The 9,140-nt window shown below is 74.3% G+C and carries 6 protein-coding genes and 1 pseudogene; 2 read left to right on the top strand and 5 right to left on the bottom strand.

Translation table 11 applies throughout. The features are described from left to right. Positions 1-25 precede the first annotated feature (25 nt). Genes HCN56_RS20490 through pdhA form a run of 3 tightly spaced genes read right to left on the bottom strand, consistent with a single transcriptional unit; the run spans position 26 to position 3,887 of the window. Positions 26-1,570 (bottom strand): dihydrolipoamide acetyltransferase family protein, encoded by a 1,545-nt coding sequence (locus HCN56_RS20490; RefSeq protein ID WP_167973280.1) that lies wholly within the window; start codon positions 1,568-1,570, stop codon positions 26-28. Next, complete coding sequence (locus HCN56_RS20495) at positions 1,567-2,637, bottom strand: alpha-ketoacid dehydrogenase subunit beta (RefSeq protein ID WP_167973282.1); 1,071 nt, start codon at positions 2,635-2,637, stop codon at positions 1,567-1,569. The genes HCN56_RS20490 and HCN56_RS20495 overlap by 4 nt, the downstream gene beginning before the upstream one ends. Then, complete coding sequence (pdhA, locus tag HCN56_RS20500) at positions 2,634-3,887, bottom strand: pyruvate dehydrogenase (acetyl-transferring) E1 component subunit alpha (protein ID WP_167973284.1); 1,254 nt, start codon at positions 3,885-3,887, stop codon at positions 2,634-2,636. The genes HCN56_RS20495 and pdhA overlap by 4 nt, the downstream gene beginning before the upstream one ends. Positions 3,888-4,061: 174 nt before the next feature. Here pdhA and HCN56_RS20505 point away from each other — a divergent pair, with 174 nt between their 5' ends. Then, a complete protein-coding gene (locus tag HCN56_RS20505) occupies positions 4,062-4,538 on the top strand; it encodes an Lrp/AsnC family transcriptional regulator (RefSeq protein ID WP_167973286.1) in 477 nt (158 codons plus the stop codon). A 165-nt stretch (positions 4,539-4,703) separates the two neighbouring features. Here the strand turns inward: HCN56_RS20505 and HCN56_RS20510 are convergent. Together HCN56_RS20510 and HCN56_RS20515 are read right to left on the bottom strand one after the other, a co-directional pair. After that, positions 4,704-6,064 (bottom strand): annotated as a pseudogene (locus HCN56_RS20510) (nitric oxide synthase oxygenase). Between the two features lie 387 nt (positions 6,065-6,451). Then, positions 6,452-7,075, bottom strand: coding sequence for a TetR/AcrR family transcriptional regulator (locus HCN56_RS20515; RefSeq protein ID WP_167973288.1), 624 nt, complete (start codon positions 7,073-7,075; stop codon positions 6,452-6,454). 197 nt (positions 7,076-7,272) lie between these two features. Between HCN56_RS20515 and paaN the strand changes: the two genes are divergently transcribed. After that, a complete protein-coding gene (paaN, locus tag HCN56_RS20520) occupies positions 7,273-8,976 on the top strand; it encodes a phenylacetic acid degradation protein PaaN (RefSeq protein ID WP_167973290.1) in 1,704 nt (567 codons plus the stop codon). Positions 8,977-9,140 lie beyond the last annotated feature (164 nt).

A 9,140-nucleotide genomic window follows, 5' to 3' on the forward strand; every position in this document is an offset into this window, starting at 1 on the left:
CTCTGACCCGCCGCCCGGCGGCGGATCAGAGGGTGCGCAGGAGCAGCGTGGGGCGTTCGACGCAGTCGGCCACGTAGCGGAGGAACCCGCCCGCGACCCCGCCGTCGCACACCCGGTGGTCGAAGGTGAAGGACAGCTGGACGACCTGCCGCAGCGCCAGCTGGCCGGCGTGTGCCCACGGCTTCTCCACGATGCGGCCGACACCGAGCATCGCCGCTTCGGGGTGGTTGATGATCGGGGTCGAACCGTCGACGCCGAACACGCCGTAGTTGTTGAGGGTGAACGTCGATCCGGTGAGGTCGGCCGGGGTGAGTCGCCCCTCGCGGGCGCAGGCTGTCAGTCGGGAGATCTCGCGGTGCAGTTGTTCGGCGGAGAGGGTGTGGGCGTCGCGGACCACGGGGACGACGAGGCCGCGGTCGGTCTGGGCCGCGAATCCGAGGTGGACCTCGGGCAGCCGGACGATCTCCCTCGCGTCGGTGTCCACGGTGGCGTTCAGCTCGGGGTGGCGGGCGAGCGCGGCCAGGGTGACCCGGGCCAGCAGTGCGAGGAGCGAGATCCGGGGTTCGCCCATGGCCCGCCGGGCGGCGAGCAGCTCGGTGGCGTCGGCGTCGACCCAGCAGGTGGCGTCGGGTATCTCTCGGCGGCTGCGGGAGAGCTTGTCCGCCATGGCTCCGGTGATGCCGCGCAGTGGCACTCGGACGGCGCCCGACGGGTCCGCGGTGGCGGGGCCCGGGCGTTGCGTCCCCTGCGGTGCGCGGGTCGTCCCGGCAGCGCCGTCGCCGGCCGCTGTTGCCTCGGCCGCGGGGGTGCGGCCCGACCGTTCGGCTCCGGCGCGGTCCACGTCGGCGCGGAGGATGAGCCCGCCCGGGCCGCTGCCGTGCAGCGACCGCAGGTCGAGCCCGCGTTCGCGGGCGAGGCGCCGTACCAGGGGAGAGATGACCGGGACGGGCGCCCCGGCGGCCGGGGGCCGAGGGACGGCCGCGTCGGTGCTGCGGTCGGCGGGCGTCGCCGTCGCGGCGGGCGCGACGGGACCGCGTGGGGTGGACGGCCCGGCGGCCGCGCTGGGAGCGGCGTCGCGGGCCGGTGGGCCGTCGGAGGTGCTCGCGTGCGCTGCCCGCTCCGGCGTACCGCCCGCAGCGACCAGGGCGCGGCGGCGTCGCCGGGCCCCGGAGGCAGCGTTCTTCGAGACGTCGGTGCCGTAGCCCACGAGCACGTTCCCCGAACCGCCGGCGGCCTCGCGGCGCCGCTCCGCGGCAGCGGGACCGTCGGTGGTCGACTCCCCGGCGGCTGCCTCCGACCGGCCCGTGGGCGCTGCCGCTCCCACCGCGACGGCGATCAGCGGGGTGCCGACCGGCCTGGCCTCGCCCTCCGCGCCGTGACGGGCCGTCACGACACCCTCGAACGGGCAGGGGACCTCGACCTGGGCCTTTGCCGTCTCGACCTCCACGACGGCCTGGTCGACGGTGACCTCGTCGCCGACCTCGACCAGCCAGCGGACGATCTCGGCCTCGGTGAGCCCCTCACCGAGGTCGGGCAGCAGGAACTCGCGCTCCTCGCGGTCGGCGGTCATCGGGCACCGCCTTCCGTGTAGTCGCTCTCCCACTGGAGCCGTGCCACGGCGTCCAGCACGCGGTCGACGCCGGGCAGGTGGTGCTTCTCCAGCATCGGCGGGGGATAGGGGATGTCGAACCCCGTCACCCGCAGTACGGGCGCCTGGAGGTGGTGGAAGCAGCGCTCGGTGACGCGTGCGGCGATCTCGGCGCCGGGGCCGGCGAAGCCGGACGCCTCGTGGACGACGACCGCACGCCCGGTGCGGCGGACCGCGGCGCAGACGGTTTCGTCGTCGAAGGGGACGAGGGTGCGCAGGTCGAGGACCTCCAGCTCCCAGCCCTCCTCCCGCGCCGCCTCGGCCGCCTCCAGGCAGACCGGGAGCGAGGGGCCGTAGGTGATGAGGGTCGCGGCGGTGCCGGTGCGCCGGACCACGGCCCGGCCGAGGGGGTCGCAGGCAGGAGGTGAGGAGAGGTCGAGGGTCTCCTTGCTCCAGTAGAGGCGCTTGGGTTCGAGGAACAGCACCGGGTCGTCGGAGGCGATCGCCTGCCGCAGCATGCCGTAGGCGTCGGCGGCGGTGGCGGGGGTGACGACGTGGAGCCCGGGGGTCGCCATGTAGTACGCCTCGGAGGAGTCGCTGTGGTGCTCGACCCCGCCGATGCCGCCGCCGTAGGGGATGCGGATGGTCAACGGCATCGGGAGGCTGCCGCGGGTGCGGTTGCGCATGCGGGCCACGTGCGAGACGAGCTGTTCGAACGCCGGGTAGGCGAAGGCGTCGAACTGCATCTCGACGACGGGGCGGAGGCCGTACATCGCCATGCCGGCGGCGGTGCCGAGGATGCCGGCCTCGGCCAGCGGGGTGTCGGTGCAGCGCTCCTCGCCGAACTCGGCCGTCAGGCCGTCGGTCACCCGGAAGACCCCGCCGAGGGCTCCGACGTCCTCACCGAGGACGTGGACGGCGTCGTCCGCGGCCATCGCGTCGCGCAGGGCGCGGTTGATGGCCTGCGCCATCGTCGTCGGTGCCGCGCCTCCGGGGGGAGCGGTACGGGCGGGGGTGGACGTGGCGGTCGTCGCGGCAGTCGTCGTCATGCGGCCCGCTCCTGGTGGTCCTGCCGGCGGTCACCGGCGCGGTCGTCGCGGCCGGAGGCGCGGCGCGCCGCCGGGGCCGGGCCGGTGGCCCGGGCGGGTTCGGCCTCGCCGGCCTCTGCGGCGAGTTCGGCGCGCAGCAGCGCGGCCTGCTCGCGCAGTTGCGGGGTCGGCTCGGCGTAGACGTGCGCGAAGAGCTCCGCCGGGTCCAGGACCGGGTCGGCGTTCATGCGGCTCCGCAGATCGGCCGCCATCGCCTCGGCCTCCTCGGCGATCCGCTCCGCCTCGCCGTCGGTGAGGAGCTTGCGCTGTCTCAGCTCCGCCTCCAGCAGGGTGACGGGGTCGTGGCCGAGCCAGGGCGCCACCTCGTCCTCGGTGCGGTAGCGGGTGGCGTCGTCCGCGTTGGTGTGCGCCTCCACGCGGTAGGTGAGGGCCTCGACGAGGGTGGGCCCGCCGCCTGAGCGGGCGCGGGCGACGGCCTCGCTGAGCACCTGGTGGACCGCGGGCGCGTCGTTGCCGTCGACCAGGCGGCCTGCGACGCCGTACCCGACGGCCTTGTGCGCGATGGAGGGCGCCGCGGTCTGCTTGGCCAGCGGGACGGAGATCGCGAAGCCGTTGTTCTGCACCAGGAACACGACGGGGGCCCGCCACACGGCGGCGAAGTTGAGCGCCTCGTGGAAGTCGCCCTCGGAGGTGCCGCCGTCCCCCACCATGGCCAGGGCGACCACGTCATCGCCGCGCAGCCGGGCGGCGTGGGCCAGTCCGACGGCGTGCGGCAGTTGGGTGGCGAGCGGGGTCGAGAGCGGGGCGACCCGGGTGGCCCGGGGGTCGTAGCCGGTGTGCCAGTCGCCGCGCAGCAGGGTCAGCGCCTCGACCGGGTCGACGCCCCGCGCCACCACGGCGAGGGTGTCGCGGTAGCTGGGGAACAGCCAGTCGCGCTCCCCGAGAGCCAGCGCCGCCGCGACCTCACAGGCCTCCTGGCCGGTGGAGGAGGGGTAGACGGCGAGCCGGCCCTGCCGGGTGAGCGCGGTCGCCTGCCGGTTGTAGCGGCGGCCGCGGACCAGACCGCGGTACAGCTCACGCCAGAGTTCCTTGCGGCGCTTGTCGAGCCGGGCACCGGTGCCGATGAGCCGGACCGGGGTCTCGTCCGGCAGCAGGGGCGCGGGGTCGGTGCGGGGGCGCCAGCCCGCGGTCGGCGGAGTGGGGCGGGCACCGGATTCGTCGCGGCCTGGTGTCTGCTCCAGCACCGACATGGCGAGCACCTCCTGGTAAGGGGCTGCAAGGGCACGAGGGGGCGGCGACCGCTCCTCCCTACCGATTGTTCGGTTGCCGCGGCATTTTGGCTACAGCTGGGGATTGCCTGTGGACAACCGTGCGGTATGACCCTCTGATGAAAGCCGAACGTCCAACCACGGAGGTCACCACCGATGTCCGACAGCCAGTTGGCTCCAAAGGCGGCCCGCGCGCTCGACCCCATTGACAGCGCGATCCTGCGACTGCTCCGGCTGGACGGCCGGGCGTCCGTGCGGGCCGTCGCGGAGCAGGTCCACATATCGCGCGCCAACGCCTACGCCCGCATCAACCGGCTGGTCGAGGACGGAGTGGTCCGGGGGTTCACGGCCCGTGTCGACCACGAGCGCGCGGGGCAGGGCGCCTCGGCCTACATCACCCTCAAGATCGTCCAGAACAGCTGGCGCACGGTCCGCTCCCAGCTGGAGCAGCTGCCGGGCGCCGCGCACATCGCGCTGGTCAGCGGCGACTTCGACGTTCTGCTGCTGGTGCACACCGCCGACAACCGCGAACTCCGCGAGCTGGTGCTGACCCGCATCCAGGCCATGCCGGAGGTGCTCTCCACCCGGACGCTGCTCGTCTTCGAGGAGACCGACTTGCTGCCCGAGCCGTAGGCCACCTGCGGTGAGTCGGCGGGATGGCCGGCGCCGTGGACGGCGCAGCCTCCGCGCTCGGCCGGCGCTCCACCGCGCCGCGCGCGCCGCCCTCACCCGGCGCACCCGCCCGGGACCGGCGCGTGCAGCATCCGTAAGCGCCCTCCGCGCGGCAGGGCGGACCGGTCAGCCGACCCCCTCCCCACCGTCGACGGACGCGCCGGTGGTCCGCCCGGTGGCATCGACGGCGCGGCCGCCGACACCTGCCGGCGGCGCGCCCGCCGGCCGCGCCGGACAGCCCGCCCCGGCTCGCCCGACGCCCGTCCCCACCGGCACGACCCGCCCCTCGGCGCGCTCCCGGGCGTCCGCGTCCAGGTGGAAGGAGGGGCACAGCTGCTGCTCGTCGTAGTACCGGTGGAAGACGGGGGTGATGCCCCCCGACATCGGCGGCACGATCCAGCTCCACTCCGCCGGCACCCGGCGGGCCGCCGCCTCCTCACGCGCCAGGTGGGTGAGGAAGCGCCGGGACTCGGTGTGGTGGTCGGTGATCCGCACCCCGGCCGCGCGGAACGAGTGGAGCACCGCGATGTTCGTCTCCACCAGGGCCCGGTCCCGCCAGAGGGTCTCCTCGCGCGAGGTGTCCAACCCGAGCCCCGCGGCGACGGCGGGCAGCAGGTCGTAGCGGTCGCTGTCGGTGAGGTTCCGCGCGCCGATCTCCGTGCCCATGTACCAGCCGTTGAACGGTGCGAGCGGGTAGTCGACGCCCCCGATGCGCAACCGCATGTGGGAGATGGCCGGTACCGCGTGCCACCGCAGCCCGAGGCCGGCGAAGAAGGGGTGCTCCGGGTGGGACAGCGGGACCTCCAGCACATCCCGCGGGTCGATCTCGCGGAGCTGCGGCCCGCGCCCGTCGGTGCCCTCGACCACCAGCGGGAGGAGGTCGAACCGTCCGTACCGGGCGCGCCAACCGAGGTGGCGAACCGTTTCGGTGAACGCGACGTGGGCGGGTCCCCCAAGGTCCGGCCGTCGTCGAGCCGGTAGCCGGCGTACCGCACCAGTTGGCTGTTCCACACCCGCGGCGCCGCGGTGGTCGGCGTGGCGGGTGCGAAGACCGAGATCACCGGCCGAATACGCCCGCCGTTGGTCGCTGCCCGCAGGTGCTCCACGAGGTGGCCGTGGATCTGGTCGGCGGTCGTGGCGGCCCGGCGGTCGAGCACCTTGAGGCTGTTCCAGTAGAGCCGGCCGATGCAGCGGCTGGAGTTGCGCCAGGCGACGCGCGCCCCGAACGTCAGCTCCTCGGTGGTGTGGCGGTAGGTCCCGACGGCCTCCACCGACTGCCGCACCTGCCGCATCCGCGCCCGCAGCGGCACACGCTGCTCCGGGTGCTCCGCGTGGAAGAGCCGCAGGAAGTCGAACGCCTCGGCCAGATCGACCGGTGGCGCTCCTCGATCACCAGGCGAAGCGGTGGGCGGTGCACTCGGCGGAGCGGTCGGCGGCAGGGGCAGCGGTACGGCGGATCGACGCACCAGCAGCTTGTGTCCCTTCATGGGGCTCCTCGCAACGATCGTCACGGCGTTCGGGTGGCGGGCCTGCGCGGTCGGCGCACACCGGACCGCGGCGCAGCTCGACGGGCGGCACGGCACGGCCCACGGGCGGGGCGTGCGCGCCCCGGCGCCGCGAGCGGGACACGACGATGAGTGATCCGGCGCGTGCAGCAGAGCTGCGGCCGGCGGCGTGCGCCCCCGTCGGCCCCGCCCGCTGGCCACGGGCTCCGGGAACAGCGACACAATCAGGCAGCGGCGCAGCCCCGCAGGGGTTCCGGTGTTCCCGTCCCTTGTGGGAGCCGACGTGCTATGTGGACCCCACGAGGGGACCGCAGCGCCGCCCGCCGCCACCCCGTTCGACGCGCCTCGCGCCGCGTCCGCGCCTGGCGCTCAGCCCTCGCCGTCGGCGGCGCCGCGCGAGCCGGCCGCACGCAGCCCGGCGAACGCCGTCGCCACCACGGCGTCGGCCATCCGGCCCGCGGGAATGGCCGAGTCATGGCCCGGGCGGTACCACTCCGCGATGGAGTTCACCATCCCGAAGAGCAGGCGGGTCGCGAGACGGACGTCCACGTCCGCCCGCAGGTCGCCGTCGGCGACGGCCTCGCGCAGCAGCTCCGCCACCCGGTGGTCGAACTCGCGGCGGCGTTCCAGCGCCCAGCGCTCGGCGTCCGTGTTGCCGCGGACCCGCAGCAGCAGCGTCACGTACGGCAGCCGGTCGATCAGCACCTCGGTGGTGCGGCGCGCCACGTGCTCCAGGCGGTCGATGGCCGGGCCGTTGAGCGCGACCGGCTCCTCCAGCACCTCGAACAGGCCGTCCAGGGCGTGGCTCACCGCGCGTCGCAGCAGTTCCTCCTTGCCGCGCACGTGATGGTAGATCGACGACTTGGAGATGCCCGCCGCCCGCGAGAGGTGTTCCATCGACGTGCCGTCGTAGCCGCGCTCGATGAATACGCCCACCGCCACTTCGAGCAGCGTCTGCGGGGTGTACGTGTCGCGTCGGGATTCCGTGGCCATCGGTAGACACCGGTTCTCTGGATATCGGGTGCGGCGGGGGAGCCGTCGTCCCCCGCACCAGTCTGCACGGGCGCCGGACGGAGCTTCGGGCGGGTTCACACACGGAGGGCGTGGCACCTCTTGCCCCGACCGATCGTTCGGTAGCAGTATCGTCCATGGCCCGTGTTCGTTCCAGCTCGACGAGGAGACACCAGCCCATGACCACATGCCTCACCCCGGCGCAGCTGGCCGACCGGCACCGCGACACCCTGGACACGGCGCTGGAGACCATCGCCGGCCGCGGCTACTGGTCGCCGTACCCCGAGCACCCCAAGGCCTACGGGGACGGCGCCACGGTGCTGAACTCGCTCGATGCCGAGCAGGGGCTGGCGGCGTTCAACGCCGTACGGGACTCGCGGTTCGAACTCGACCAGCCCGGCACCACGGGCTGGGTCGGCGCGGAGCACTCCCCCTACGGCTTCGCCCTCGGAGTCAGCTACCCCAAGGCCGACATCGACCAGCTGCTCCCGGCGATGGCAGCCGGCGTGCCGGCCTGGCGCGACGCCGGCCCCGAGGTGCGTGCGCTGGTCTGCCTGGAGATCCTCGCCCGCATCAACGCCCACACCATGGAGTTCGCCCACGCGGTGATGCACACCTCCGGGCAGGCGTTCATGATGGCGATGCAGGCCGGCGGGCCGCACGCCCAGGACCGCGGTCTGGAGGCGGTCGCGTACGCCTACGCCGAGCAGACCCGCCTGCCGCGGAACGCCGCGTGGTCCAAGCCGCAGGGCAAGCGGGGGCCGATCGAGCTCACCAAGGAGTTCACCGCGGTCCCGCGCGGGGTGTCGCTGCTCGTCGGCTGCAACACCTTCCCGACGTGGAACGGCTTCCCCGGGCTCTTCGCCTCACTGGCGGCGGGCAACCCGGTGCTGGTGAAGCCGCACCCCCACGCGGTGCTGCCGCTGGCCATCGCGGTCCGCTTCGCCCGGGAGGTGCTCCACGCGGCCGGGTTCTCCCGCGACCTCGTCACCCTGGTGGCGGAGGAGGACGGCGGCACCGTCGCCGCCGACCTGGCGCGCCGGCCCGAGGTGCGCATCATCGACTACACCGGCTCCACCGCCTTCGGCGACTGGCTGGAGACGCACGCCCCGCAGGCCCAGGTGTACACCGAGAAGGCCGGCGTCAACACGGTCGTCATCGACTCCACCGACAACTACAAGGGCATGATCGCCAACCTGGCGTTCTCACTCTCCCTCTACAGCGGGCAGATGTGCACCACGCCCCAGAACCTGCTGGTGCCGCGCCACGGCATCGCCACCGACGACGGCGAGAAGACCTACGACCAGGTGGTCAGCGATCTGGCGGCCGCGGTGGAGCACCTGCTGGCCGACGACAGCCGCGCCGTGTCGATCCTGGGCGCCATCGTGAGCCCCGCCGTCCGGGCCCGCGTCCAGACGGCCCCGGAGATCGGCGACGTCGCGCTCCGCTCCCGCAGCATCCGCCACCCGGAGTTCCCCGACGCGACGGTGCGTACGCCGGTCCTGGTGAAGCTCGACGCCGCCAAGCCCGAGCACGAGGCCGCCTACCGCGCCGAGTGCTTCGGGCCGGTCTCCTTCGCCGTCGCCGTCGACTCCACCGCGGAGGGACTCGCCCTGCTGCGGTCGACCATCGCCGAGCAGGGCGCCATGACGGTCGGCGGCTACACCACCTCCGAGGAGGTGGAGCGGGGGCTGGTGGACGTCTGCCTGGAGGAGTGCGCGCAGCTCTCCCTCAACCTCACCGGCGGCGTCTACGTCAACCAGACGTCCGCCTTCTCCGACCTGCACGGTTCGGGTGGGAACCCGGCGGCCAACGCCGCGCTGGTCGACGCCGCGTTCGTCGCGGACCGGTTCCGGATGGTCGAGGTGCGACGCCAGGCGTGACGCACCGCGCGCGGCGGCGCGGGCCCGGGCGACGCAGCCCGGGCCCGGCCGGCCCTGGTCGATTCCCGGCAGCGGGGCCCTGGACGCCCGGCGGAAGGCCGCCGCACGCGGCGCGGTGCCCGGGACGGACCGGACCGGCATCGCGCTCTGGGCCGCCGCCGGCC

Origin of the sequence: Streptomyces lonarensis (assembly GCF_012033735.1) — a bacterium.
GTDB classification, from domain to species: Bacteria; Actinomycetota; Actinomycetes; order Streptomycetales; family Streptomycetaceae; genus Streptomyces; species Streptomyces lonarensis.